The sequence below is a fragment of the Pseudoalteromonas sp. KAN5 genome, from assembly GCF_022846535.1.
GTDB classification, from domain to species: Bacteria; Pseudomonadota; Gammaproteobacteria; order Enterobacterales; family Alteromonadaceae; genus Pseudoalteromonas; species Pseudoalteromonas haloplanktis.
On sequence record NZ_AP025589.1, the window covers coordinates 1,931,471 to 1,957,384 of the forward strand.

A 25,914-nucleotide genomic window follows, 5' to 3' on the forward strand; every position below is an offset into this window, starting at 1 on the left:
TCTTAATTTGCATTTGTTAATGGCGTTTATTATCAGTTTCTGGATCAGGCCAATCATTAAAAAATACCGTTAGATAACGGCTTTTCGCTAAATACAGTAACACCCACAATACAGTCACCATCTGTAAGGCTAAAAACATCGAAAATTGATAATAACTATGCGCCGCTTGAATAACTAACCAGCTTAAATCTATTGCAGCGCAAACCAATAATGGCCAGCGCATAAAACGCCATATTCGCGCAAAGCGTGCCGCACTAGCGGCATTTTTTTGCGGCCTACGCAGACAAAACACCACTGCCGGAATAATCGCGATTGCACCGATGGCCAAAGCACTGAAAAAATCACTCTTCGATCGAAATACCAACGACATCAAATCAAGCTCAGGACGGCGGCTAAGTGCCGCAATGATCCAAATAAAATATGCTCGCAGCAAAATCAACAAACTCAAATGAAATGCTATCGGTGTACGGTATGTGCCGTATTTATCCCAATACTCAGGTCCATACCTTTTCATAGCTGATTTTTCCTATCAGCTAAAATACCGAGTAGGATAAATGCAGTGATCGTGGTAACTGCAAGCCAACGCGTGCCAAAAAGCATCAGTAACTGACTAATTAACGGTGTCACAAATACCACTAATAAGCCAAAGCCGAACCCAGTTACCAATACAAAAGCAGCCACCCTCATAATAAAATGACGCCTTGCTACAAATCGTTTCGTGGTTTTAATGATCTCATTGGCATACAGAGACACAATACAAACCACCAACAATAAAGCAATATTATACAAGTACGGTTTTAGCCACTGACCGAAAGTCAGTGCTAAGTCCTGAAAAAGTGTAATAACACTATCCATTATGTTGCGCCAGTAACGCGATTAAATCATCTTCGCTTAGTATATTAATTCCTAAGTCTTGCGCTTTCGTTAACTTAGAGCCTGCTTTTTCACCCGCAATTAAGGCGTCTGTTTTTGCAGAGACACTGCCAGAGACTTTTGCGCCTAATTGTTGTAAGCGAGCTTTAGCATCATTACGGTTAAGCTCGTTTAAAGTGCCAGTTAACACATAGGTTAAGCCCGCAAGTGGCTGTGAGTCTTCACTTGGAGGAGTTAACTCAGGCCAATGGATCCCCTGCTCAACTAATGCATTTACAACGTCTAAATTATGTTGTTCAGCAAAAAAACCACGAACATGCTTGGCAACAATTTCACCCACATCACTGACTTCAACTAACGCTTCTGTGGTTGCCGTGGTGACCTTTTCTAGGGTCAAAAAGTGATTGGCTAGGTTTTGTGCCGTCGCTTCACCAACTTCTCGAATACCTAAAGAGTATAAAAACTTAGCTAATGTTGTTTGTTTCGCATCATCAAGTGCTGCAACTAAATTTTTTGCAGATTTTGGCCCCATACGTTCAAGTGACTCAAAATGCCCTTGCTTAAGAATAAATAAGTCTGCTGGGGTTTTAATAAGCTCTCTGTCCACCAGCTGCTCAACAATTTTATCGCCAAGGCCATCTATGTCGAGTGCTTTTCGTGAGGCAAAATGCTTAATTGCTTCTTTGCGTTGTGCTTGACATACCAAGCCACCTGTACAACGCGCAACAGCTTCACCTTCGATGCGCTCAACATGGGAGTCACAAATTGGACACGTAGCCGGAAACTCTATTTCCTTCGCATCTGCTGGGCGGCGCTCTACTACCACTTGAGTAATCTGCGGGATCACATCACCAGCCCGGCGGATGATCACCGTGTCGCCAATTTTAACCCCTAAACGGTCTATTTCATCACGATTATGCAAGGTTGCATTCGATACTGTAACCCCACCAACAAACACCGGTTCTAAACGGGCAACGGGTGTAATTGCCCCTGTGCGGCCTACTTGAAATTCAACATCAAGTAACTGAGTGATCTCTTCTTGAGCTGGGAACTTATACGCAATAGCCCAGCGCGGCGCACGTGCCACAAAGCCTAAACGTTCTTGCATGGCTTTGTTGTTAATTTTGATCACCACACCATCGATTTCATATTTCAGCGCACTGCGTCGCTCAAGAATGTCATGATAGTAATCTAAAGCAGCCTGCTGCCCTTCTACTAATTTAGTTTCTGGACAAAGTGGTAACCCCCAATCTGTGAGCTTAGCCAATTGCTGATAATGATCACTTGGCAACTCTCCATTGGTAACAACACCAATACTGTAGGCATAAAACATCAGCGGACGTTTAGCGGTAATTTTTGAATCTAATTGACGTAAACTACCTGCAGCGGCATTGCGGGGGTTAACAAACACTTTCTCACCACGCTTTGCAGCCTCAGCATTAAGTTTTTCAAACCCCGCGCTATCCATAAATACTTCACCACGGATTTCAATTTCCTCGGGAAAATCATCACCGCGTAACTTTAATGGCACATTACGAATTGTTTTTACGTTAGTGGTAATATTCTCACCGGTGTGACCATCACCGCGAGTTGCGGCCTGCACAAGCACACCATTGCGGTATAAAATAGAGACCGCTAAACCATCAAGCTTTGGTTCGCAGCAAAATGTCAGCTCGTTATTGTCCATCAAGCGCTCTTTAATACGACGGTTAAAAGCGCTGAATTCTTCTTCACTAAAAGCGTTATCTAACGACAACATAGGAACTTGGTGTGTAACTTGCTCAAATTTGGCAAGCGCAGCTCCACCTACTTTCTGGGTGGGAGAGTCGGCGCTCATGTACTGGGGATTATCAGTCTCAAGTACACTTAATTCCCGTAACAGGCGATCATATTCGGCGTCTGGAATACTCGGTTTATCAAGCACATAATAATTGTGATTATGATCTTCTAATTGCTGACGAAGTTGCGTAATTTGCGCTAACACTAAAGTGGACATACTGACCTCAAAAAACATAAAAAAAGCCACTTTAACGAGTCATCATTAAGTGGCTTATAAAACTCTTAACTAATTAATTTTATACATAGCAAATGATTAAACTGAGAAACGTCTCACTTTTTCAACATACTCGCGCACGCTATCAACCGTCATTGCTTCACGCTGTGAATCTAAAATAGTGGCGCCAAATTCATCCGCTAACTTTTTAGCTGCACTGTGTAACATATTAAATGCTGCAAGGCCGTCACCATCACACGGTAAGGTCATAAATAAGCTGATCCCAGCAGTACTAAATTGTTCCATATTATCAATATCAAACGTGCCTGGGTTGTACATGTTAACTAAGCGAAATAACACAGGTCCGTGGCCGGCTGGATCTAAGTGACGATTAAAAAAACCTTCTTCAGAATATTTAAAGCCAAGGGTGTTAACAGCTGGCAATAATTTACTGCCTTCCATATTTAAGCCTTCCGGCATTTGAATATGCACGATGATAAAATCACTGGCTGCAGGCTGTTCAGGCTCTTGCTCAGGCTCAGTAATGACCTCATCCTGAGGCTCTGCAGGGGCAACTACTGCCTCCTCCGGCTCTGGCGCTGTAAATGAATTAGCCTGGGGCTGCTTGTCTTCTGCGCTAAAGCTTAAATCGCCAAACTGCGGTTCGTCACGCTCAGCATGAGAGACTGGCTCAGGTGCACTTTGACGCTCAATAGGTGCTTGATGATCCGCAGGCTCAACCCGTTCGTCATTTGTCGCAGTGGGTGCATCTTTCTTACGCACTGACCATAGGCCATGTATTAATAATCCACCAATGACTACTACACTGATAATGATTAAAACCCATCTTAATTGTTCGGCCATCCCCTCACCTTTTATTATCTATTTACTCAAATATTAATAATTATGCGTGTGCCATTTGCACCGCTTGTTCTATATCTACAGCAACCATACGCGAAACGCCTGGCTCAGCCATTGTTACACCCGTCAATCTACCAGCCATTTCCATGGCAATTTTATTATGACTGATATAAATAAATTGCACCGATTGTGACATTTCCTCAACTAATCGGCAAAACCGTCCAACATTCGCATCATCCAATGGCGCATCTACTTCATCCAGCATACAGAACGGAGCTGGATTGAGCCTGAATATTGAAAACACTAATGATAATGCGGTCAGCGCTTTTTCTCCACCACTTAAAAGGTGAATTGTTGAATTTTTCTTGCCCGGTGGGCGTGCCATTATACTAACACCACTTTCTAATAAGTCATCACTGGTTAATTCTAGGTATGCACTGCCGCCACCAAATACTTTTGGGAACAACTGAGCAAAGTCGCGGTTAACTTGATCAAACGTTGCTTTAAAACGCGTTTTAGTTTCACGGTCAATCTTGCCAATTGCCCCCTCAAGAGTCATCAAGGCTTGAGTTAAATCTTCAACTTGGGCATCTAAATACTGACTTCGCTGCTGCGCTTGTTCAAACTCATCAATTGCCGCTAAATTTACAGCCCCCAACTCAGCTAAATTCTGCGTCACTTTATTAAGCTGACCTTGATGTGTACTTATGTTGGCATTGTCAGGAAGGCGCGCCAATACCTCTTTCAAGTTTTGCTGTAATTCATCAAGCGGCTCAAGCGCTGCTTGTGCTTTCACTAATAAGCTTTGCTCCTCAAGGGCATGTTGTTGTAATTGCTCTTGCAATAACACCATTTCCGCCTGTGATGCTTTTAGCGTTGATTGCTTATCAGCAAGTGCTGTTTTAGCCTCACTCAATGCAGTTTGCAAATTTTTGAGCTTAATGTCACTTTGTTGGTTTTGCTCTAACAATACTATGATTTGCTCTGCCACTTCTTCTAACGGCATAACAAGCTCTTCTATTTGTGCTGTTAATTCCAGCACAGCCTCATGAGCCGATTCACACGCAGTAATAGCATGTTGTAGCTTAGTGTCACTAAGTTGGCATTCACTACGCGCCTTTTGTTCACTCAGTGTCGCTTGATGAGCCTGTGTTTTATAACGCTCTAACTGTGTATTGGCTTGTCGAAATTGCTCATCACTTTGTTGTTGCCGCAATTGTGCAGCATCGCGATTAGCCGTGATTTCGTCGCGTTGCTTTGCCAGCTGTTCGATATGCTGCTGTTGAGCTGTTAGCTTATCTTCAAGGTTAGCGTATTCAACATTTAACTGTGTAAGTTTGTTTTGTAACTTGTGCTGTTGATGTTGAAATTGCTGTAACTGCTCTTTCAACATATCGCGACGAGTACTGCCAGAAGCCACTTGTTGAGCAAGCTGATGAACCGCAGCTTTTAATGTTTCACTTTGTGTATTAAGCTCTTCACATACTTGCTGCTGCGCTGTTACTGAGGTGTTTTGTATCGTAAGCTCGCTATTGATCTGCGCAGTTAACTGTGTCGCCTCAAGTAACTGCTTATGCTTTACAAGCAATGAATTATCAGCAGTTTTATCCGCTTGCTGCTGCCAGTTTCGGCCATGAATATTACCATCACTATCTATCACAGCCAGCCAGTATTGATCGGCTAAATCATCACCACTGAGGCGCTCTCTATAAGCAATTCTATGTAATAAATCAGGGTAAATTCCTTGCTCTATAAATGTGGCCAGTGAACCTTGAGGTGCGACATCAACAGTGGGCCATATTCCATTAGCAGTGGCCGCAGCGGTTACATTTAACTGTTCAAGCCCTTGCAGTGCCTGCTCAACTAAATGTTCATAGCCACTGCGCACAACTAACTGCGCTAATAAATTACCTTCGGCGTGCGCTTTCGTATCCCCAAGCATTGAATTCAAGCCCGCTATTTTAGCCTTCGTTTCGTTGAGCTGCTGAGTAAGTGTTTGCTGAGTATCTTTATAGCTACGCAAGGTCGCTTGAGCATCCTGCGCGCTGTTATGTACTTTATTTAGCGCGGTTTGTTTTGCTGCAAGCTCCTGAGTTAACGACTGCATTAGTTGCTGTTGTTGTGATACTTGCTCAGCAATTGGATTATCGGCAAGCTCTGCTAACTCGCTAGCCAACGCGGTTTGCTGATCTTCAATATAATGCTGATTTTGCGTGTAGTGTTCAGCAATATTCTGTTGCTGGCTATAGTGCGCGTTTATCGTTTGAAACTGTTCGTTAATAGCTTGCCAATCAGCGATTGCTTGCTCTTTTTCTGCCTGTAACTGAGTAACCGTTTCTGTCATTTCAGCAACCTGCTCTGTACAAATTATGGTATGTTCAATTGCCTCTTGTAAGGTATTTTGTTGCTCATTAGCGTAATCTTTTTGCTGCTGTTGTAGTTGCTGATTTTGCAGTTGCAATTGCTGTTGTTTAAGCAAATTGTGATTAAACGCTTGTTGTTGCTGTTTTAAACTAATTTGTTGTTGCTCAGCGCGAGTAAGTTCAGTGTGCGTTTTATGTTGGGTTTGCTGCGCATCATTGAGCTTTTCCAGCTGATGTTGAACTTGGTTTTCAAGACTTGCCAGTACATCATCATGACCTGAATGGGCGAGCTTAAAAAAGCTAATTTGCTCATTTAACTGGGTCATTTGATCGGCTTTTGCAACTTGCTGTTGATGCAGTTTCTGCCATTTTAATACAGCTAACTGACCTTTAAGAGTTCGCTCTTGCGCTTTTAGCTCTCGGTATTTTTTTGCCTCTACCGACTGTACCGCCAACTTATCAACTTGGGCTTGTAATTCTTTACGTACATCAAGTAAACGCTCAAGGTTTTCGCGAGTGCTTTTAATTCGAGTTTGCGTTTCACGGCGACGCTCTTTGTATTTTGAAACCCCCGCGGCTTCTTCCAAAAATACGCGTAAATCAGCTGGTTTGCTTTCAATCAAGCGTGAGATCATGCCCTGCTCGATAATCGCGTAACTACGCGGACCAAGGCCAGTGCCTAAAAATATATCCGTAATATCGCGCTTACGGCACTTACTCCCGTTAAGAAAATATAATGATTGTCCATCGCGCGTCACTAAGCGCTTGATAGCCACCTGATTACGATCCGCAAAGGTATTGGGTAAATGCCCTTGCGTATTATCAAAAATAAGTTCGACAGATGCTTGCGATATCGGTTTGCGATTAGTTGAGCCATTAAAAATAACATCGGTCATAGCATCACCGCGCAAGTTTTTCGCAGAGCTTTCACCTAGCACCCAGCGCACCGCATCAATCACATTAGACTTGCCGCAGCCGTTTGGGCCTACAACACAGGTCATTTGATCAGGAAATGGAATTTTAGTGGGCTCTACAAAGGATTTAAAGCCCGCTAATTTTATGCTGCTCAGACGCATCTAATTGGTTTACCGATTATTATTGTTATCTGCTTGAGGTTAATTTAACCCACTTTAGGTCAAAAGGTTAAGCTTGGCGTTTAAAATTATCTAAAATAATCCCTGTTGCCATGGCAACATTGAGTGATTCAGCCGCGCCAAATGCTGGAATAGTAATCTTATTAGTAACAAGTGCGGCGCATTCAGCGCGAATACCATGAGATTCGCTGCCCATTAGTAATACTCCAGTTTGCGTGAGTGTTGCTTGGTGCAGATTTTCACCTTCTAAAAAAGCACCATAAATAGGTAAATTAAGCCCATTTAAATAAGTAGGCAGATCAACTTGGCTAACAGCAACTCGAACAAACGATCCCATTGTGGCACTAATGGTTTTTGGATTGTATGGGTCGGCGCTGTCTAAACTTGTAACAATGTGCTTTATGCCATACCAGTCAGCCACGCGAATAATTGTCCCGAGATTCCCCGGATCTGACACACCATCAAGTGCTAATATCAAGCCTTCTGATGCTGGCAAGCTAACTTTAGGCATAGCAACAATCGCTATAGCCGCATTGTTTGACACCAAAGTGCTGGCTTTGGTTAGGCTGTCTTCATCCGCTTCAACCATAGTTACATGAGTAAATTCACTTTGAAACTGCGCAATAAAAGCCGCTGTAGCAAATACATCAACAATCGCCAAGCCACTTGCCAATAACTCAAGTACGTTTTTCTCACCTTGTACAAGGTATTGATTATATTGCTTTCGGTACTTTTTTTGACCTAATGCGCGAATTAGCTTGAGTTGGTTTTTTGAAATCATAACAGCCTCATAAAATGACGTCGTGAGTATAACAGATATAACCGAAAGTTCTAAAATTGAAAAATAAACAATTTATAACGTTTTATCAGTCGTTACAGTAGATTGTGATTGATTAAAAAGCGTTTTTTAAGTACCTTTTATGACTAAAATAAAAAGGAACTGGAAATAAAATGGAACCCACCACACATTCAACTGAATCACCCTCAACTGCAACAAGCTCAACTATTTTTCAAGGCCGAGTCCAATTTAGTGGTCAAGCTGGTGAATTTTTTGGTATTTGGACAGTTAATATTCTGCTGAGCATTTTAACCCTCGGTATTTATTCGGCATGGGCTAAAGTACGCACCTATCGTTATTTTTATGGTAACACCCAAATCGATGGCCATAGTTTTGATTACTTAGCCACCCCAATACAAATTCTCAAAGGTCGTATTTTAGCGGTGGTAGTATTTGTAATTTATAGCCTTGTTGTACAGTTATTACCATTAATTGGACTTTTATTCGCACTCGGTTTTTTATTGGCTATGCCTTGGATAATCAACCAAGGCCTACGTTTTAATATGCGTATGACCCGCCATCGTAACGTACGTTTTGCATTTTCTGGCAACTACGGCGACGCATTCGTTAACTTTGTACTATTGCCTATCGCCAGTGTATTCACATTGTATTTATTACTGCCTTACGCGCTAAAACGTATGGATCAATATTTACATGAAAATATCAGCTACGGTAATAAAGCTATCAATGTGAATCTCAAAGGTGAAACCTATTATATGGCTACACTTATTACAATCGGAGTCGCCATCGCAGGCCTAGTGATCTTTGGTATTTTTGCAGGGCTTAGCGGTGTTGCGATGAGTGTAGGTAATGTTGATGCAAAGAGCTTAAGTATCTCGACAATATTTTTTCCATTACTGATCATGGCTTTATATATTGCGTTTCTGACCTTGATCAGTGCAGTTTATCAATCAATTATTCGTAATCATATTTTTAACAGTAGCGAGTTTAGCGATGTGACCAGCTTTAAATCAGATTTAAAAGCTGCTGACTACGCAATGCTTCTGTTTACTAATACATTAGCAATTATCCTTAGTTTAGGTATGGCTTATCCATGGGCAAAAATACGTAAAGCACGGCTACTCGCAAAAGCGACAGAGGTGACCATCTACAGCGGTGCCCTTTCAATTATTGATACGGCACAACAAGAGCAATCATCATTTGCTGAAGAAGCGGCAAATGTGTTTGATATTGATATTTCGCTTACTTAAATGAGTGATTTTCCTATCACTGGCTGCTATTACTACCCTAATAGCAGCCAGCATCAACAATGCAGCGCTAGTATCACTGGCGAATACTTGCAACTTATTGACTCTCAGCAACAAGTTATACTGTCTTCACCACTTGCAGATTGCCAGTCAGAAAGCCCTTTGCCGGGTATTGCATCCGCAATCAGCTTTTCTGAAGGGGGCCGCTTTGTGCCCCAGGATATACATTTTCGCTGGCCGTTTGCTCCAGATAAACAGGGACTTACTGAACGCTTAGAAAAAAATAAAGCGCTTATTTTACTGTCAATTATCTTAACGCCACTGCTATTGTGGTTTATTTTATACCGAGGCATCCCAGCCATCGCGGTATATAGCGTAAGCTTAGCCTCACCTAGTACCGTTGAAAATATGGGAGAGCAAGCTCTCACTGTGATTGAGAAAGTTGCTTTAGAGCCAACAATGCTCACTGAAGACCAGCAATCAGCATTACAGTTACAATGGCAAACGATGCTCAAGCAGCTGAATTTAGATGCCGCTAAATTTAGACTCTCATTTTATAAATCAGACTACTTGTCGACTAATGCGTTTGCACTGCCACATGGCCGCGTTGTTGTTACCGATGAGCTTGTTAAGCTCTTAAATGATAAGCCGGACGCACTACGCGCAATTTTATTACATGAAATTGGTCATGTTGAGTACCAGCATGGTATTCGCCTGACCGCCCAAGCGGCAGCTAGTAGTATTGTACTCGCGGTTATTTTTGGTGACTTAGAAGGTATTACAGAGGTGGTTTTGGGTTCTGGCTCATCTTTTTTACAGCAAGCATTTTCACGGGATATGGAACGCGAAGCCGATCAATACGCCATCGAAAAATTAATTACATTAGGTTACTCTAGTCATGATTTTGCTGATGCAATTGAAGCCCTGCAAACACGCTTAGATGAAAAGGCTAAACTTGATGATAGCTGGTTAGAATACTTATCAACACACCCAAGCTCACAAGAGCGAATTGATTATGCGAGGCAATATAAGCCAAAATGACACCTGAGTTAACGCTAATTATTTTAGCCGCTATCATGATTGTGCTAGGATATGGTTTTATTTACCCACGCTTTGCGGGGAATGATTTTAAAAAAGTATCGATACAGGATTTATTTGCCACAGCGATCACTTTAACCATCGCAGGCAGCCTTTATTACAATTCGCACATAGCATTTAATTGGCTATGGTTTGAAATGAATTGGTTTTGGTTCACCTTTTTAACTTATCTGGTCATTGAAGTACCAGTCTGTTTACTTTATGCCAAAAAGCATAATATGAAGTTTTCATAACACCTTTATTAGCATACAAAAAAAGCGCCAAATTGGCGCTTTTTAATCTGAATTAAAACATATTAATATTTGTGCTTTAGTGCCCATAAATGCAAAAGTTCACTGGCAATAGTGGCTGCGGCAATGGCAGTTAATTCACTTTGATCATACGAGGGGGACACTTCAACCACGTCCATACCAATCATATTAATGCCTTTCAGAGCACGTAATACTTTAAGTACTTTGTCACTGGTTAAGCCGCCACAGACTGGCGGTGCCAGTACCTGGCGCGAATGCCGGATCTAAGCAATCTATATCAAAGGTGATGTACACAGGTAAATCACCCACTCTCGCTTTAATCTGCTCAGCAATCGTTTGCGCCGATAAATCATTAGCGGTCATCGCATCAATCACTGCAAACTCATGTTTGCTTTGGTCAAAATCAGTACGAATACCTATTTGAATGCTGTGTTCAACATCAATCAACCCTTCCTTTGGCGCATGATAAAACATGGTACCGTGGTCATAGCGAGAGCCATTACTGTAGGTATCTGTGTGGGCATCAAAGTGCACCAACGCCATTTTACCAAAACGTTTAGCGTGCGCGCGCAATAAAGGTAAGGTTACAAAATGATCGCCCCCTAACCCTAAAATTGTTTTGCCTTGGCTTAAAATACCTGTGGCCGCTTGTTCAAGCTTAGCGGTAAAGTACTCAGCATCACCAACTGGGTAAGTAAAATCCCCGGCATCCGCTACTTTTAAACGTTCAAATAATTTGAACGTCCACGGGTATTTTGTTTCTTCCCATGCTAAATGCACTGACGCTCTACGAATCGCATCAGGGCCTAACCGCGCACCTGGCCGCCCCGAGGTTGCCATATCAAATGGCAAACCCAAGACAACAACATCCGCATTGATATCAGTGATATTTTGTACCATTGGCTGACGTAAGAACGTCATGCCATTGGAATACAATGAGTGATCTGGATGATCAAACAAGGTGCCCATATTAAAGCTCTTCTAAATAAGTATAACCGTCTAAACCCGCTTGTAATTCATCAAGCACGCTTTGTTGCTCAGCTTGTGGTAGTTTTGCAGCCACCAGCTGTGCATATGAAGATTGAAAACCTTCAACATCTAAGTGCACATAGCGCATCATATCTGCCACTGTGTCACCTTGATTAATTTCTACGATACTTGCTTCTCCTTGGTCATCCATAGTGATCATCGCACTATGTGTATCACCGAATAGGTTATGCATATCACCTAAAATCTCTTGATAAGCACCCACTAAGAAAAAGCCCATTAAATACGGTTTTTCTGCACTAAATGCAGGCACTGGTAAAGTGCTCTCAATGCCTTGACCATCAACGTAATGATCAAGTGCACCGTCTGAGTCACACGTAATATCTAATAATACCGCACGACGTTGTGGTGCTTCAGTCAGACCACTTAATGGTAATACTGGAAACACTTGATCAATTCCCCACGCATCAGGCAGTGACTGAAACAATGAGAAGTTAACAAAAAACTTGTCCGCTAACCGCGCATTAAGTTCATCAATAATCGGACGATGAAAACGGTTTTTATTATCCATGTGTTTATTAAGTTCATAACAGACACGTAGGTTAATTTGTTCTGCCCATGCACGTTGGGTTAAATCTAATAAGCCCATCGCAAACTGGTTATGCGCTTCAGCTAAATCACCTTGGCTATCATGGTATATCTCAATTAATGCACGGTCGTCCGTCAACACATGCAGTTGCTGCCATGAGGTCCACATATTTTTTAACAGTAGCGGTGCGTCTTCAGCAGGAGCCTGAATTTCTTCTGGCACATAGCTTTCAGTGCCGATAACGTTCGAAATAAGCACAGCATGATGCGCAGTTAATGCACGCCCTGACTCTGAAATAATAGTCGGGAACGGCTGCTCGTATTGCTTACAGATATCACCTATGGTGTACACTATATTATTCGCATACTCTGCCAAACTGTAGTTCATCGAGTTGTGAGATTGGCTACGAGTACCGTCATAATCAACCGCTAAACCGCCGCCTACATCTAAACACTCAATATGAGCACCAAGTTTACGTAGTTCACAATAAAAACGCGCAGCTTCACTCACACCTAAACGTACATCGCGAATGTTGGCCATTTGCGAACCTAAATGAAAATGCACTAACTGTACTAAATCAAGCTGATCAGTTTCTTTTAAGCGGTTCACAACATGTAATACTTGTGAAGCCGATAAACCAAATTTTGATTTCTCACCGCCACTGGCTTGCCACTTACCTTTACCTTGTGATGCTAAACGTACGCGTATACCAATGCGTGGTTTGACGTTAAGCTCTTTAGCTTGGCTAAGTACCATATCCAGCTCAGACAATTTCTCAAGCACGATATACACTTTATGGCCTAACTTTTCACCAATTAGCGCTAAACGCACATACTCTTGATCTTTGTAGCCGTTACACACAATCACTGCACTGGTTTTTTCAGCTAAGGCTAATACCGTTAATAACTCCGGCTTACTACCTGCTTCTAACCCTAGTTGTTTCTTTTCAATATTGGCTTGGCTGGCAACAATTTCTTCAACCACTTCACGTTGTTGGTTTACTTTTATCGGATAAACAAGCAAATAATCTTTAGGGTAACCATAGCTTTCAATTGCGGTATTAAATGCCGCACATAAACTGTGTACGCGATGATGCAAAATTTGTGGAAAACGAACCAAGGCTGGTAAACTTAAGCCTTTGTCTTCTAGTTGTTTAGCGATATCAATAAGTGCAATGGTTTGCTCTGGGGCATCAGCCTTTGGCGCAACATACACATCACCTTGATCATTAATACCAAAAAAACCTTGGCTCCAATGACGAACATTGTAACTCGTGCGAGCTTGTTCTAGTGATGTTGTCTCTTTCATTTATCTTTCTCTTTTATTTAATGAATGCCTTGCGGCTGTTGCGCGCATTAAAAGAAAAATAGCTTATCAAGTCCAACAAGTATTTTTGCTCGTAACGAGTGAGTTTTAGTGTCGATAGAATGGCAAGGTGTATGAAGCATAATTTGGGGATCAGCCTATGTTAATCCCCACATTATTTATATCTAAAAAGAAAAGTTATTGATTCAAGCCTAGTTCCATAAATAAGCTTTGCGGATTTTCAGTGTAGCTACCAAACGGGCCGCAATGTTGAAAGCCTAAGTTTTCATAAAGGCTAATTGATTTCTTTTGTTTTGGTCCAGTTTCCAGCCGGATCAAAGGAATTTGCTCCTCACCTGCATGATGCAGTAAAATTTGCATAATGCGCCGAGACAAGCCTTTGCCACGATAACTTGGCTTCACATACAAGCGGCGTATTTCACCATAGGGGACGGTATCGAACTGTTTAACAATTGCGCCACACGCGACAATACCATCTTCATTCTTTAAGCCAATCGCATAGACATTTGGCTGGCCAAGTTCTTCAACTGATAACGATTGGGCCGTAGCAACCGGATACAGAGAGTTTATAAGTCTATCGATATCCGAGAAAACATTAATCACATCCTGATCATTAGGGGTTAAGTCGACTAACTGCATAAAAGCTCTAATTTATAATTATAATTTGATAGCAAACTATACCTAATTGCGACAAATGAACAACCCAGAATCTCAGATTTATCGTTTATTTATACCTTTATTTGTTACTACTTTTGTCTTGTGACTGTATTTTAATACTCTGTTAGTTACTGTATATATTAAAGTTTTATAAAATAACAAGCTGTAACATCAAGTTCTATCGTGCAGCGCCGATAAGTTATATAAGGTATCGTTAAAGGAATAACAATGAAACTAACTAATTTTAACCAAATACAGCAGATAGCGTTACAGAAAATGTCTGCTAATCGGGCCGCTGAATTTAAAACTGCAACGACTCTTATCGAACCACAAGGTAACTTATCAAAACTGGAAAGCGCAGCAAGTACGCCCTTGCATGACCCCTTTAAAGGCCGTAGGTTTAACTTAGACTATACGCCCTCTTCCTATTTGGGTATGAAACATCACAGTATCGTTTCTAGTAATACCATTAACATGGGAGAAGCAATCACACAGCCGAGCTACCGCTATGGTGATTTTACAGATCACGATGACATTAATGCTTTTTTAGATCAGGTGGATCGTCTAGATGGGGAGTTGAAAAATATGTTTCAACACCTAAGGCCAACCGCTGAATTACTTGAACTCGTACAAAAGATGAGTGATGAAGAACTTACTGCATTTACCCAATTTGCTGTCAAAACCTCAAGTCATTTATTTGGTCTAGAAAACAACAATATTAGCGAGCAATTAATTTCTTCTTTAAGCAAACTCTCAGATGATGCCCTAAGTAGTACAATCTCAACGATGGGTGAACTATTACAGCAAGGGAATGATTATGAAAAGCCAATGTCACCAATCGGTGAGAATAAACATGGTAATGAAACATTAGAAATGATCAGCATGCCTGAAAACATTAATTGGTTTAAATCAAACTATAGCGCCAACACAGCAAAGTATGAGTTAGCAAATAACTATGCCGATTTATTAATTGAAAAAACTCTGAGCGAAAGCCAGCTTATCCAATTAAACGACCACCTGTCTGACAGTACACTTGAGCAAAGCAGCAGTGTGATCGACATGATGAGTCTGTTGAAAACCCATCAAAACGATGATGTATTAGCCATGCTCAATGACGTTGATAAAGCCAGTGAGCCAAACTTATTAGACTATCTTGCACAACAAACTAATTATCAAGCGAATAAACAATATTACCAAATGGACAACGGTAAGTTTGTCGCCCAACAAGACAATATAAGCTCAGACTCTAATAGACGTGAGCTTTATAACAATATCCTAAGCGCCTATAACGACATTGGCATGGGCTGGATAAATGATACTCTAGAGCAGTTCACTGGCACGCCTGCACAAATTCAAAACGAATTATGGCAAACACTACTTGATGATAAAGAGAAAATGCCTGAACAGTTTATCCACTCTGATTCAGTTGAAGCCTGGGCACTAAAAAATATTGCCCGTATCGAAAACGTATTTCACATAGCTCAAATGAATAAAATTTATGATTATAATAGCGAGCGACTCGTGCCTGACTTGATCGGCCAACTTACCTTTTACAGCAGTGGCAACGTTCGCAGTTCAGTAGATAGTGAAGAGCCACAATCAGCTGAAAATCAACCGTAATCAAAAAACTTACGGTGCTCTGCGCCTGCCAAGTTGGCATTCACTTTATTGGGGTGTTTATATTCACGCCAGTTGGCGACATTTCGGCCAACATTTAATTTCGCAAAATTAGTATCGCCATCTGTCGGCATACCCAAGAACTGTTTTAGTTTTAACAAACTACCCGGCTCGCTCACATCAAGGGAGAGAAAATTATCACGACCTTTAAAATATTCTAATACGGCATGTTGATGTTGTGTATAACAAGCTGCTAACTGACACTCAGTCAGTGGGTGAATATTAGGAAATGTTTGGTGAAAGCTGCGTTTTAAGACTGGGCTAAAATGGCCTGTTTTAAGGCACAAATGCGGTGCCATTTTTTCAAGCAACATAGCTATTGATGGCAGCCATTGCTCTAAACCTCGGCTTAAATAAACGAACCTTGAGTTGGGGAATAATGTGTCTAAGTGCATATAATCACTAAAACAGGGCGCATCAGATACTGCATCAGCCTTTTCAAACGCTTTTTTTGTAAACGCAGTATGAGCAACTAACAACCCCATTTCTAATAGCGCAACACTAATACTCGTTGTGCCTGTTCTGGGCAGCCCGATAATAAATACCTTAGACATTAAAAGTGACTCATTTATAAAGTAGCCGTTAGTATACACCCAACCAGCTCAAAAATTTTGGTATTCATGATCACTTTAAGGAACAATATGGTTTATCTTGTTTAATAGGTGCAATTGCAAAATAGGCACAAGTTCAGCCATTAGGTTGATAACGGTATCGTTAGTTTTATCTAATCCTAGCCATCCATCTGTGCTCATAATATCAATTGACGTTATATTAAACACATCAATATTTAGCCTATCCCACAAACCACAAATGCGAAATATTCCAAACTTAGTATCAATGCGCGTAATATTAAATGTATCCAGACGACCTCCTTGTTTTTCGGTATTTAAGCTATTGTATAACTTAAAACTCAATAAGCTATTACGTCATCATGCACAATGTTATTTAACTTCGCATTTGTCTCTGAGGCGATCCAATTATCTTAAGTAAGCAAAGCGTAATCTTAAACACTTTGTTACGCAAAAATACTGTTCAAAAAAGCTGAGCAATTTATACTGTGGGCAATGTTGTTATGATCTGAGGTTTTCACGTGCAGTTTACGCAAGGTATGGAGTATTTTTTTTCGGGCTTTAAATTGATCACTCAAAAAGGCCTAAAGCGCTTTGTGTTCATTCCTTTATTGATCAATATAGTGCTGTTTGGTAGCTCATTATTCTTCTTATACGGCTGGCTTACTGAAGGTTTTGCTTATTTAACTAATCTGTTGCCAACATGGCTAAGTTGGCTCGAGTGGCTAATGTGGCCAATTGCTGTATTAGTTATTTTATTTAGCTACAGCATGGTGTTTACGGTGATCACTAACTTTATTGCTGCACCGTTTAATGGCTTACTCAGCGAAAAAGTTGAATTATATTTAACGGGTCAAAAAATAAATGATGATGGTTTAGCCGATATCGTTAAGGATGTGCCACGCATGCTTGGCCGCGAGTGGACTAAGCTTTGCTATTACTTACCACGCGCAATCGGCTTTTTTATTTTACTCTGGATACTCCCTGTAATTGGTCAGGTACTGTGGGTTATGTTCACCTGCTGGATGTACGCAGTGCAATATAAAGATTATGCGTTTGATAACCATAAAATCGGCTTTCGAGAAATGAAGCAAGATCTAAAGCAAAAACAAGGTTTATCGTATGGATTTGGGTTGGCCGTCATGCTATTGACTGCAATACCTATCATAAACCTGATCGTAATGCCCGTTGCAGTTTGTGGTGCAACACGGTTATGGGTTGATAATTACCGGCCTCATTACCGCAATTAAAGGAAGTTACTAAAAAGCACAGCCAAGGCTGTGCTTTTTGCATTTTAACTGGACCATACTTTTTAGCTGTATAAGCTCTGTGGCACTTTAGTCACGTTCAAATGAACGGTGATCTCTTCTCTGTCATGATAAAGGTGCTTAGCTTGTAATTCATAACTGATACCGTATTTATCGAGCTCTTCTTTGATCATCGTTAAACACTCATAAACACTGTCAAAACGTTTTTTCATGGGTAGCTTTAAATTAAATATTAGCTCTTTCGCATAAGCGTTGACCGCCCAGTCAATCATCAGGCTAGTTACTTTAGTTGGCTTTTCTACCATGTCACATACCAACCAAGTGATATTTCTTTTCTCAGGACGGTACTTAAAGCCATCGACACGAAAATGCTTAACTTGGCCTGTTTCCATTAAATCGTCATTCATTGGGCCGTTATCAATAGCACTGACAAACATACCACGACGCACTAATTGATAGGTCCAACCGCCAGGGCAGGCACCTAAATCAACACTGCGCATACCAGCTTGTACACGAGCTTCAACCTCATTTGGCGGGATAAATACATTAAATGCCTCATCGAGCTTTAACGTTGAGCGACTTGGCCCATCACTTGGCATCCGCAAACGTAATATTCCCATAAAAAATGGCGAATTATTATAGCTATAGGAATGACCAACATACGCCGTGTTATTCGATAAAAACATCACATGCATTACCGGGCGATTCGCTTTTGGTTCGCGTAGCACGGTATTTTGTTTCTCTAACGCTTTTTTAAGAGGAGTTGATATTTTTTTGCAGAAGGTTAACAGCTCTTTGCCTTCGTTGGTATCTGGTGTTTCTACACGCAGCTCTGAGCAAAGCGGAAAATCGACGGCTGCTTTTACAATTTCGCCAACCCGGTCTTCAACAGCCATATTTTCAAGTAAAGTGCCTGCAAACCATTGACGAGCAAAAACCATATTTTTGAAATCAACTTTTTTGATGATTTCGTCGCTATGCTGTGCTTCAAAGCATTCATAAATAACATAGCCGGTATTTGGCTTTGCTTTTACATACCCTGCAAAACCTTGCTCTGCGGCATGAAATGTTATTTCAGCAGCGGCATCATTTTCAAAACCACTGCGACAGTAAATCACTACACTTGACATAAAAACCCTTTAATTGCGCACTTGCGCGATATTCTCTATTAAAACTTGAAGCGTGCCACTTGCACTAATAAAATAGCCCAACCAATGATCAAGCAGACTCCGCCAAGCGGCGTAATTGGCCCTAGCCACTTTTGCCCGGTGATTGCTAATAAATATAAACTGCCACTAAAAAGCACAATACCTGTGATAATAAACCAACCAGCCCAACTTAAGTTAATTCCCCACTTAATTAAAATGGCAACCGCAATTAACGCAAGGCCATGCACCATCTGATATTCTGCCGCAGTTTTAAATACGCCAATTGCGTATTCAGACACTCGGCTTTTTAAACCATGGGCTGCGAATGCACCCAACACCACAGCCAGCATACAAAATAAGCTACCTGCCATTAAAAATAGTTTAATCATAATTGTTCCTGCTAAATATACTGCTTAATAAAACTCACCGCCTGATCTGCCGCGATTTGCTGATTGCCTTCTTGCGTAAAACCACTGCGTTTACGTGGTTTTAATGAATGATCGCCATCTGGCAGCCACACAAAATCAGGACGCTTATCAAGCTGCATCTGAGTTAACTCTTCACGGGTGCCAAATGTGTCTCGCTCACCTTGGAGCACCATAAACGGGTACGCTATTTTACCAAAGTGATCAATACGTAACTTGTCAGGCTTACCTGGTGGATGAAATGGATAACCAAATGCCAATACACCTGCAATGGCCGGTGTTGAGGTTCGCGCTTCACTGGCAAGCATTGATGCCATACGCCCGCCCATCGACTTACCACCAATAAACAGCGGTAGTTCAGGCTGTGCCATGGTTAATATTCGCTCAAAATAATCCAGTAATTTAGGAGCCCGATCCGGTGGTCTGCGTTTGTTAGTTTGCTTGGCGATTTGCATATATTCAAAATCAAACAAGCCAACATCAATACCCTGCGCTGCAATTAATTGCGCAATCTGTTGCATAAATTCAGAATCACTTCCTGCACCCGCACCGTGGGCAAACATAAACTGCGCTTTCGCGGGTGACTGACTTTTGATCCATTCAATCATTATTTAATACTCTTGCTCTTGTTCAACGAGGCTTAACATCCATTCTTTAAACGACACGATTTTACCTAGCTCAGATTGCGTTTCGCGGCTGACTAAATAGTAAGCGTTTTTACTTTCTAAACTATGATTAAATGGAATGACTAAGCGTCCAGCGTCAATGTCGGGTTTAGCAAGTACGCTATTGCCAATAGCAACACCTTGGCCATGTACGGCGGCTTGTAGCACCATGGATGAGTGGCTAAAAATGGGCCCCTGGTTTACTTGCACGTTGCGTACACCTGCGGTCTTCATCCAGGTTTTCCAATTTTTTCGCGTGGTATCATGCAATAAAGTATGATGCGCTAGATCACTGGGTTGATTTAATGGTTTTGGCCCAGTTAATAGCATGGGGCTGCACAGCGGCACTAAATATTCGGTATGAAGTTTATGGGTTTGCACCCCACTCCAATGACCACGTCCATAATAAATAGCAACATCGACATCATCAGTCAGTGAGTTTTCATCTTGATCTTGGGCTTTTATTCGCACATCAATTTCAGGGTGCAATTCATTAAATAAGCTCAATCGCGGTACTAACCATTGAATAGCAAAGCTTGGAGTCAAACTAACTGTTAATGACCCTTTTGCGCCACGTGCTAACAACTTTTCTGTGGCATCAATAAGCTGAGTAAATATTTCTTTAATATCTAAAAAGTACCCTTGCCCTTCTTCGGTCAGTAATAATGAACGATTTTTACGTAGAAAAAGCTTTAAACCAAGGTGCTCTTCTAAGGTTTTAATTTGATGACTCACCGCCGCCTGCGTGACATATAACTCTTCCGCCGCTTTGGTAAAGCTCAAGTGACGAGCTGCAGCTTCAAATGCTTTTAAGGCGTTTAATGGGGGAACACGACGAGACATAGCAACCAAACTTAGAATTAGTTTTTCTTATGGGTGAATTATATATTCAAGGCAATAAAAAAGCGACCTAAGCCGCTTTTTAACTATTTATGAATCACGCATTATAAATCGCTGGCACTTGTATCAAGCGGTGCAAAGCTTTTAACTAAATCATCAACCGCTTTCATTTGACTTAAATAGCCTTCCAGCTTACTTAAAGCCAATGCACATGGGCCATCACATTTCGCTTCATTAGGATTTGGATGCGCTTCGATAAATAAACCGGCAATACCTAATGCCATACCGCTACGGGCAAGTTCTGCCGCTTGTGCACGGCGACCATCCGCTGAATCTGCACGTCCGCCTGGGCGTTGTAATGCATGCGTTGCATCAAAGATAACCGGCGCCATTGGCTTCATGTCATCCATGCCAAGCATATCAACCACTAGGTTGTTATAACCAAAACTCGAGCCACGCTCACACAGAATAACATTGTTATTCCCCGCTTCATTAAATTTAGTAATGATGTGACGCATTTCATGTGGGGCTAAAAACTGCGGTTTTTTAACGTTAACAATCGCACCAGTTTTCGCCATTGCTACTACTAAATCAGTTTGTCGTGCTAAAAAGGCCGGTAATTGAATAATATCAACTATTTCAGCGACGGGAGCGGCTTGATGTGGTTCATGCACATCGGTGATCAAAGGTACATTGAAGGTTTTTTTAATTTCTTCAAAAATTCGTAAACCTTCTTCCATACCCGGTCCACGATATGAGTTGATTGATGAGCGGTTTGCTTTATCAAACGAGGCTTTAAACACATAAGGAATATTAAGCTTAGTGGTCACTTCAACATAATGCTCAGCAATACGCATCGCTAGATCGCGTGATTCTAAAACATTCATGCCACCGAACAGTACAAACGGCTTTTCGTTTGCCAATTCAATATCATTAATTTTTATTAAATGGTTATTCATTTTTCATTCCTTAAGGTGCAACTGCTTGCATCATTAATCCACAAATATACGCCATGTAAGTCCCCACGCCATAACCAAGTACGGCTAGTAACACGCCAACTGGTGCAAGCGACGGGTGAAATGCTGATGCCACTACAGGCGCTGATGCAGCGCCGCCGACATTCGCTTGCGAACCAACCGCCATATAAAATAACGGTGCTTTAATTATTTTAGCAACAATTAACATTAAGCTAGCATGGGTGAGCATCCAAATTAAACCTATCACAAAATACATTGGCGATTCGACTATTGCAGTGATATTCATATGCAAACCAATAGAAGCAACGAGAATATATAAAAAGCAAGAGGCGACTTTTGATGCTCCAAACGCTTCAATGTGGCGCACTTTAGTAAACGACAATGTAATACCAATGGTCGTCGAAATTACGATCAACCAGAAGAATTTACTGTTTAAGCTGTACTCTTGTGCCCATGGGAAATTAGCCCCAAAATAAGGCCCTAAGAAGTCGGCGCAAAAATGAGCAAGTCCAGTAATACCAAATGCAATAGCAATGATCATCATATAATCATTCATTGTTGGCATACGGGCATGCTCTGCTTGGTATTTTTCAACCCGGTTTTTTAACTCTTCAATTGCGCTAGTATCAGCACCAGTTTTTGCATCTATAGCTTTGTGATTAGCAGCCATTAGTAGTAATACTGCCATCCATAAATTAGCGACGATCACATCAACCGTAACCATAGCAGAGAATATATCACCCCCTACTTCAAACATCTCTTTCATCGACGCTTGGTTTGCACCACCACCAATCCAACTACCTGCAATGGTCGTCATCCCACGCCATACTGCATCTGGACCATGGCCGCCAACAGCTTCCGGGTACACTGCACTCATGACCAAAATAGCCAATGGGCCGCCAATAACAATCCCCACAGTACCGGTTAAAAACATAATTAATGCTTTTGGACCTAGGTTAATAATCGCTTTTAAATCAATACTTATAGTCAGTAATATTAAACAAGCAGGCAGTAAATAACGTGATGCAACAAAATACACATTAGATGAATGACCATCAACAATGCCAAACGTGTTAAGTAGTGAGGGTAAAAAATAGCACAGTAGTAATGCTGGGACATATTTGTAAAACTTTTTCAGTGCACTATTTTGACTGTTCGATGTTTTAAAAATAAAGCCTAATATTACTGCGAGTAAACCAAAGACAACTGCGTCATTGGTGATCAGGGCCGTATGGGCGTCAGCCATGTAAATTCCTTAAAAAGTTAATGGTGAGTTTTGTGATTATCTTCAAGTTCTTCAAGTTGATGCTGGATAATTTCAATCGCAGGATCATCTGGGCACTCATCGATAAAAAATTGTAAGTCGTCACGTGCCATTTTCGGACAATCTAACTGGTTAAGTAAATAGCCTCTGTCGCGCCTTTCGTACGGGTCATCGCCTATTAGCTCCATTAACATCTCAACGCAGCTCAAAGCATGACCAAACTTATTGCTCGAAATGAACGCCCACTTTTGTTGCGCTAAATAAAGTTTGTACACTTCTTCGTCAAAAATAAGCTCAAGAGGCTCTTGCTCATCACCATTTTCTTCACTGGCGTTTTCAGGAATGATATACCAACTTTGCTGCCCAGAGCTTGGCTCCAACAAATACCCTTCTTCATCACTGATGGCAACATGGACATTTATTTCACTATTATTAATTGTCACATTGGCATCAAAGTCAGCATGATTAAGTAAGTGGCAAAGTAAAATTGCTAACGTAGTTTCTGAGCCACTGCGCATACTTAACATATAGCTAAAGCTATTAAGGGTATATTCGGGAACTTTCAGGCTAGACACGCTAAATAACCACTGTGTAAAAAACATGTCAACTATCGCGTCAAAACGATCGTGAATGTCGTCGTGTTGTTGGCACAGTTCGGTGACTTGCGTTTCAAAGTCGTTTAAGGTGGCAAAGCTATCACTTAAATCGGCATGGGGATCCCACTTCGCTTCAGCGCTGATGCAACGATACAACGCTTGGGGTGCGAATGTGTCAAAAGCCTCATCTTGATAGGGTTCATTTTGATCTTCAAACCAAGGGGTGGTCATTTATACGGCAACATCTTAAATAGAAAATGAACGACTAGTTTACCTAGTTTTTAAAGCAGATACCAACGCCGTAGTTAAGTTTACTGTGCAAAGGCAAGAAATAGCCATTGCACAGTCATAACTTTAAAGAAATAAAGCCGTTTTAGTAACAGCCAGTTTACCAATTAGCGCTATCACCACTGTTGTTGCAACTAAAAACAACACTTTAACGCTGGTTTTTTGCTGTTTACTGGCAATAATGCCCAAAGCGATATAAGCAATTACAAGTACAATTTTTTCGAGTAACCACATTTGTTCTAACGGATTTATTTTAGCAATCGCCATTAAACTGATGGCTGAAATAAGTAACAAGGTATCTGTGGCATGACTGCCAATAAACACCAATTTATTTTTAGCGATAGCACCACTGCCTAATCGAGAAAATGAACGAATATAAAATAAAACAATGCTTAAAACTGCGATTGCCATGTGTGTGTGTTTTACTGCTAAATAATCCATATGCCCCTAACTACTCATTAATGTTAAAAAATTTTTAATCTGGAAAACGCGCCAATATTTGTTCAAGTTCTTCAAGGTGTGCATTAAACACATCAACTAACTTAGGCTCAAAGTGCTTGCCTTTTTGTTGGTTAATTTCATGAACGACATCATCAACAGTCCACGCCTGTTTGTAACAGCGTTTATGGCGTAGTGCATCATATACATCAGCAAGTGCGACAATGCGTCCAAACACATGAATATCAAAACCTTTAAGCCCTTGTGGGTAACCCGTACCATCCCATTTCTCATGGTGATCACGTGCAATCTCAGCTCCCGCATTAACAATTTCTCGGCGCGAACCTTGTAGAATTAAATAGCCTTTTTGGGTGTGAGTTTTCATCACTTCCCACTCTTCATCGGTCAATTTAGCGGGCTTATTTAAAATAGCATCTGGAATACCGACTTTACCAACATCATGCAATGGCGAAGCTAAGCGCACAAGCTCTGCCTCGCGCTTTGATAAGCCATAACCCAAAGCTAATGTATTACAAATATGTGAAACCCGTTTAACATGATTCCCTGTTTCAGTAGAGCGCTGCTCGAGCGCTTCACTTAAACGAAGTACGAGTTCTTGTTGAGTCGCTTCAATTTCCGATTGCAATTGCACATTCTCATACGCAAGTTGTACATTTTGCGAAAATATCTCAATTAAATGCCGCTGTGTGTCTGTTAAATATTTAGGGATCCCAGAAATAAATAACATTGAATTATGGTTATGCTCACTGCAACAGTATGCAAACAGATAATTATCTTTATAAACTATGGTTTTATCTCTGAGCGCTTGTCTACACGCCGAAAGTTGCTCCGTATTAAGCACTTCTTCAATTGCTTTACCTTCACTGCGCTCAAAATCGCCTCGTCCAGAAAAAACGACCAACTTATGTTGATTATCCTGTGGATTTCCTGCGACTAAACTCGTTGCATACATGGCTTGGTCAACAGTGCCTAACAACGACGTTAGTTGTTGCATTACCCCTTCAATAAAGTGATCAAGTGAATGGGCTGAAAAGATATCTCTGGATGCTGTTATTATTTTTTCAAGCCCTTGGCGAGACTGCTCAATTGATAAAATGTCACGATAAGAACGCAGGCTCGACATTACCACTGTAAATAACTTTTGTGCTGTGAGTTCCGTTTTCGATTTGTAGTCATTAATATCGTAGTTAACGATAACTTGCCGTTCTGGAGCTTGGCCTGGCTGGCCTGTACGAAGGATAATACGAATATGATTATTTTTTGCAACTTCACGAATGTATTGCGCAACTTTTAAACCTGCGTCATCGGTTTCCATTACTACGTCAAGTAGCACCACGGCTGCATCTGGGTTTTCATCTATTTGTATCTTCGCTTCACTGCCTGAGTATGCGCTAATAAACTCTAAACGTTTATCTTGAAATTCAAAATCACTTAATGCTAGCTTTGTTACAGCATGAACCTCGGGCTCATCATCAACTATAATAACTTTCCATGTTCCCTTTATCACTTCACAAACCTCTTCTTGCGGTTCGTCCGAAAATAAAAAATCATCCATCATACTGAGTCCTCAAAGGCATTTATGCTGCTCTCGCACCGTAAT

General features: G+C 41.1%; 23 protein-coding genes and 1 pseudogene. 5 read left to right on the forward strand and 19 right to left on the reverse strand.

The features are described 5' to 3' along the window. Positions 1-16: 16 nt before the first annotated feature. From KAN5_RS08570 to KAN5_RS08595, 6 genes are all read right to left on the reverse strand, one after another. Positions 17-514, reverse strand: coding sequence for a DUF2919 domain-containing protein (locus tag KAN5_RS08570; protein WP_016707875.1), 498 nt, complete (start codon positions 512-514; stop codon positions 17-19). Then, on the reverse strand, positions 511-855 hold the full coding sequence (locus KAN5_RS08575) for a DUF3392 family protein (protein WP_016707876.1): 345 nt from the start codon (positions 853-855) through the stop codon (positions 511-513). The genes KAN5_RS08570 and KAN5_RS08575 overlap by 4 nt, the downstream gene beginning before the upstream one ends. Continuing rightward, positions 848-2,869 carry an NAD-dependent DNA ligase LigA gene (ligA, locus tag KAN5_RS08580; RefSeq protein ID WP_029216072.1) on the reverse strand — a complete coding sequence of 674 codons (2,022 nt, stop codon included), beginning with the start codon at positions 2,867-2,869 and terminating at the stop codon, positions 848-850. The genes KAN5_RS08575 and ligA overlap by 8 nt, the downstream gene beginning before the upstream one ends. A gap of 96 nt (positions 2,870-2,965) precedes the next feature. Next, entirely contained in the window at positions 2,966-3,730 is a 765-nt protein-coding gene (gene zipA, locus KAN5_RS08585) for a cell division protein ZipA (RefSeq protein ID WP_016707878.1), read from the reverse strand. A gap of 40 nt (positions 3,731-3,770) precedes the next feature. Next, on the reverse strand, positions 3,771-7,166 hold the full coding sequence (locus KAN5_RS08590; RefSeq protein ID WP_244390911.1) for an AAA family ATPase: 3,396 nt from the start codon (positions 7,164-7,166) through the stop codon (positions 3,771-3,773). Between the two features lie 67 nt (positions 7,167-7,233). Further along, positions 7,234-7,965: an RNA methyltransferase gene (locus KAN5_RS08595; RefSeq protein ID WP_138555439.1), complete on the reverse strand. Its 732-nt coding sequence runs from the start codon at positions 7,963-7,965 to the stop codon at positions 7,234-7,236. Positions 7,966-8,135: 170 nt separating this feature from the next. Here KAN5_RS08595 and KAN5_RS08600 point away from each other — a divergent pair, with 170 nt between their 5' ends. Genes KAN5_RS08600 through KAN5_RS08610 form a run of 3 tightly spaced genes read left to right on the forward strand, consistent with a single transcriptional unit; the run spans position 8,136 to position 10,561 of the window. After that, positions 8,136-9,233, forward strand: a complete 1,098-nt coding sequence (locus tag KAN5_RS08600) for a YjgN family protein (protein ID WP_244390912.1) — start codon at positions 8,136-8,138, stop codon at positions 9,231-9,233. After that, positions 9,234-10,271, forward strand: a complete 1,038-nt coding sequence (locus tag KAN5_RS08605; protein ID WP_244390913.1) for a M48 family metallopeptidase — start codon at positions 9,234-9,236, stop codon at positions 10,269-10,271. It begins immediately after the preceding gene. Further along, positions 10,268-10,561, forward strand: a complete 294-nt coding sequence (locus KAN5_RS08610) for a hypothetical protein (protein ID WP_016707883.1) — start codon at positions 10,268-10,270, stop codon at positions 10,559-10,561. Before KAN5_RS08605 ends, KAN5_RS08610 begins: the two co-directional genes overlap by 4 nt. 62 nt (positions 10,562-10,623) lie before the next feature. Here KAN5_RS08610 and speB read toward each other — a convergent pair. The 3 genes and pseudogenes from speB to KAN5_RS08625 all read right to left on the reverse strand — a co-directional run bounded on the left by speB (position 10,624) and on the right by KAN5_RS08625 (position 14,120). Continuing rightward, positions 10,624-11,548: pseudogene (speB, locus tag KAN5_RS08615) on the reverse strand (agmatinase). A 1-nt stretch (position 11,549) separates the two neighbouring features. Beyond that, positions 11,550-13,463 carry a biosynthetic arginine decarboxylase gene (gene speA, locus KAN5_RS08620; RefSeq protein WP_016707886.1) on the reverse strand — a complete coding sequence of 638 codons (1,914 nt, stop codon included), beginning with the start codon at positions 13,461-13,463 and terminating at the stop codon, positions 11,550-11,552. Between the two features lie 195 nt (positions 13,464-13,658). Then, a complete protein-coding gene (locus KAN5_RS08625; RefSeq protein WP_016707887.1) occupies positions 13,659-14,120 on the reverse strand; it encodes a GNAT family N-acetyltransferase in 462 nt (153 codons plus the stop codon). Between the two features lie 246 nt (positions 14,121-14,366). Here KAN5_RS08625 and KAN5_RS08630 point away from each other — a divergent pair, with 246 nt between their 5' ends. Further along, a complete protein-coding gene (locus KAN5_RS08630) occupies positions 14,367-15,758 on the forward strand; it encodes a hypothetical protein (RefSeq protein ID WP_016707888.1) in 1,392 nt (463 codons plus the stop codon). Here KAN5_RS08630 and KAN5_RS08635 read toward each other — a convergent pair. Further along, complete coding sequence (locus KAN5_RS08635) at positions 15,749-16,369, reverse strand: sulfotransferase (RefSeq protein ID WP_244390914.1); 621 nt, start codon at positions 16,367-16,369, stop codon at positions 15,749-15,751. The two genes, KAN5_RS08630 and KAN5_RS08635, sit on opposite strands and share 10 nt — an antisense overlap. 536 nt (positions 16,370-16,905) lie before the next feature. On the opposite strand from KAN5_RS08635, the gene cysZ reads away from it, so the two are divergent. After that, positions 16,906-17,634, forward strand: coding sequence for a sulfate transporter CysZ (gene cysZ / locus KAN5_RS08640; RefSeq protein WP_244390915.1), 729 nt, complete (start codon positions 16,906-16,908; stop codon positions 17,632-17,634). A gap of 62 nt (positions 17,635-17,696) precedes the next feature. On the opposite strand, the gene rlmM is transcribed toward cysZ, so the two are convergent. The 9 genes from rlmM to KAN5_RS08685 form a co-directional block, all read right to left on the reverse strand. Then, positions 17,697-18,782, reverse strand: coding sequence for a 23S rRNA (cytidine(2498)-2'-O)-methyltransferase RlmM (rlmM, locus tag KAN5_RS08645; protein ID WP_244390916.1), 1,086 nt, complete (start codon positions 18,780-18,782; stop codon positions 17,697-17,699). A 38-nt stretch (positions 18,783-18,820) separates the two neighbouring features. Next, positions 18,821-19,189: a DUF423 domain-containing protein gene (locus KAN5_RS08650; protein WP_016707892.1), complete on the reverse strand. Its 369-nt coding sequence runs from the start codon at positions 19,187-19,189 to the stop codon at positions 18,821-18,823. A gap of 11 nt (positions 19,190-19,200) precedes the next feature. After that, positions 19,201-19,833, reverse strand: a complete 633-nt coding sequence (locus tag KAN5_RS08655) for an alpha/beta family hydrolase (RefSeq protein WP_244389546.1) — start codon at positions 19,831-19,833, stop codon at positions 19,201-19,203. 3 nt (positions 19,834-19,836) lie between these two features. After that, complete coding sequence (locus tag KAN5_RS08660; RefSeq protein WP_016707894.1) at positions 19,837-20,733, reverse strand: transcriptional regulator GcvA; 897 nt, start codon at positions 20,731-20,733, stop codon at positions 19,837-19,839. 101 nt (positions 20,734-20,834) lie between these two features. Beyond that, positions 20,835-21,689 (reverse strand): 3-deoxy-8-phosphooctulonate synthase, encoded by an 855-nt coding sequence (gene kdsA / locus KAN5_RS08665; RefSeq protein WP_016707895.1) that lies wholly within the window; start codon positions 21,687-21,689, stop codon positions 20,835-20,837. A 10-nt stretch (positions 21,690-21,699) separates the two neighbouring features. Continuing rightward, complete coding sequence (locus tag KAN5_RS08670; protein ID WP_016707896.1) at positions 21,700-22,953, reverse strand: DUF819 family protein; 1,254 nt, start codon at positions 22,951-22,953, stop codon at positions 21,700-21,702. Positions 22,954-22,970: 17 nt separating this feature from the next. Continuing rightward, complete coding sequence (locus tag KAN5_RS08675) at positions 22,971-23,798, reverse strand: tetratricopeptide repeat protein (RefSeq protein WP_016707897.1); 828 nt, start codon at positions 23,796-23,798, stop codon at positions 22,971-22,973. A gap of 123 nt (positions 23,799-23,921) precedes the next feature. Beyond that, the gene (locus tag KAN5_RS08680; protein WP_244389548.1) at positions 23,922-24,296 is read right to left on the reverse strand and encodes a SirB2 family protein; all 375 of its coding nucleotides are present in this window, start codon (positions 24,294-24,296) and stop codon (positions 23,922-23,924) included. 34 nt (positions 24,297-24,330) lie between these two features. Further along, positions 24,331-25,869 carry a response regulator gene (locus KAN5_RS08685; RefSeq protein WP_036980702.1) on the reverse strand — a complete coding sequence of 513 codons (1,539 nt, stop codon included), beginning with the start codon at positions 25,867-25,869 and terminating at the stop codon, positions 24,331-24,333. Positions 25,870-25,914 lie beyond the last annotated feature (45 nt).